2 pseudogenes are annotated in these 1,708 nt (G+C 50.9%); one reads left to right on the plus strand and one right to left on the minus strand.

The window, feature by feature from the left end:
• Positions 1-143: 143 nt before the first annotated feature.
• Positions 144-347: pseudogene (gene nagB, locus ACMX3H_RS18665) on the minus strand (glucosamine-6-phosphate deaminase); the annotation flags it as partial.
• A gap of 328 nt (positions 348-675) precedes the next feature.
• On the opposite strand from nagB, the pseudogene ACMX3H_RS18670 reads away from it, so the two are divergent.
• Positions 676-1,569: pseudogene (locus ACMX3H_RS18670) on the plus strand (PTS transporter subunit EIIC); the annotation flags it as partial.
• Between the last annotated feature and the right edge of the window lie 139 nt (positions 1,570-1,708).

Consider the following 1,708-nt stretch of genomic DNA (forward strand, 5'->3'; position numbering starts at 1 on the left):
TCACTCAAACCGGGATGGAAATAAAAGTTATTAAAATCAATACAATGTGAAAATGCAATGAGCATAAGCGTGTAACGTAGGTTTACTGTCTCATACAACAAACCCACCAATAATTCAAGACGTCCTCCACGGGGCGCTTACAACGTAACCACATGCTTAAAGCTGACCTGGCCCGCTTTATGCATCTCAATCAGGCTTTTATAAGCCTCCAACGGCGTGCTGCCGGTGGGCAGGGCAAGAATAAACGGACGGTCGGCGCTGGGATTGAACGCGTTAATACGGTTGACGATGTGACGGGCGGCCCATTGGCCTACTTGAGCGGCGGTGTGTAATGGAATCAGTCTCATGTTTGACCTCGTAAAATGTTGAGGGGCAGTGTATGACCGAGGAGTATAACCGCTGGGCGCCTACGCCGAAATCCGACGTATCGTCCCTCTCTTCGGGGCAACTGCATATTTATTTTTTGTATTGAAAAATAAGTTTGCGCTAAATGATAGAATAAGTCACAAAATAGAGCGATTCAAGATGAAATTTTAGTAGGAAAACTGCTATTATTTTTCGAAGAGAATTAAACCTTTTGCCTGCGGTGCAAACACGATGCCGGCGATTGCCACAACAAAGGCGGGGTGCCAGCAGACCTGCCGGTAAAAAAAGTCATGCTAATAGGGGGAAAAGGTGAACATACTCAGTTATTTGCAGAAAATAGGCCGGGCGCTGATGCTCCCGGTGGCGACACTGCCCGCCACCGCTATCCTGATGGGGGTGGGCTATTGGATTGACCCGGTTGGCTAGGGGGGCAGCAACGCGTTGGCGGCCTTTTTCATTAAATCCGGCTCGGCGATTATTGAAAATATGTCGGTGCTGTTCGCCATCGGTGTTGCCTATGGCATGTCGAAAGACAAGGATGGCACCGCGGCGCTTACCGGTTTCGTCGGCTTCTTGGTGGTCACCACCTTGTGCGTGCCGGCCTCGGTGTCGATGATATAGAAAATCCCCTTGGATCAAGTCCCGGCGGCGTTCGGCAAAATCAATAACCAGTTCGTCGGCATCTTGGTGGGGATTATTTCCGCCGAACTTTACAACCGTTTCAGCAATGTCGAGCTCACCAAAGCGCTATCGTTTTTCAGCGGACGCCGCCTGGTGCCGATCCTGGTGTCGTTCGTGATGATCTTCATCGCCTTTATCCTGATGTACATTTGGCCGGTGATCTTCAATGCGCTGGTGACGTTCGGCGAGCATATTCAGCAGTTGGGCTCGGTGGGGGCAGGTATCTACGCCTTCTTCAACCGGTTGCTGATTCCAGTCGGTCTGCACCACGTGCTGAATTCAGTGTTCTGGTTCGACGTCGCCGGCATTAACGATATTCCCAAATTCCTCGGCGGCCAGCAGTCCATCGAAGCCGGTACCGGTATTATCGGAATTACCGGTCGCTATCAGGCGGGCTTCTTCCCCATCATGATGTTCGGCCTGCCCGGCGCGGCGCTGGCGATTTACCACTGCGCCCGGCCTGAGAATCGCAGTAAAGTCGCGGGGATAATGCTTGCCACGGCCTTCGCCTCGTTCTTTACGTAAGCGCCCCGTGGAGGACGTCTTGAATTATTGGTGGGTTTGTTGTATGGGACAGTAAACCTACGTTACACGCTTATGCTCATTGCATTTTCACATTGTATTGATTTTAATAACTTTTATTTCCATCCCGGTTTGAGTG

It is taken from the genome of Sodalis sp. (in: enterobacteria) (assembly GCF_047607725.1).
In the GTDB taxonomy this organism is placed as follows: Bacteria; Pseudomonadota; Gammaproteobacteria; order Enterobacterales; family Enterobacteriaceae; genus JBLKSS01.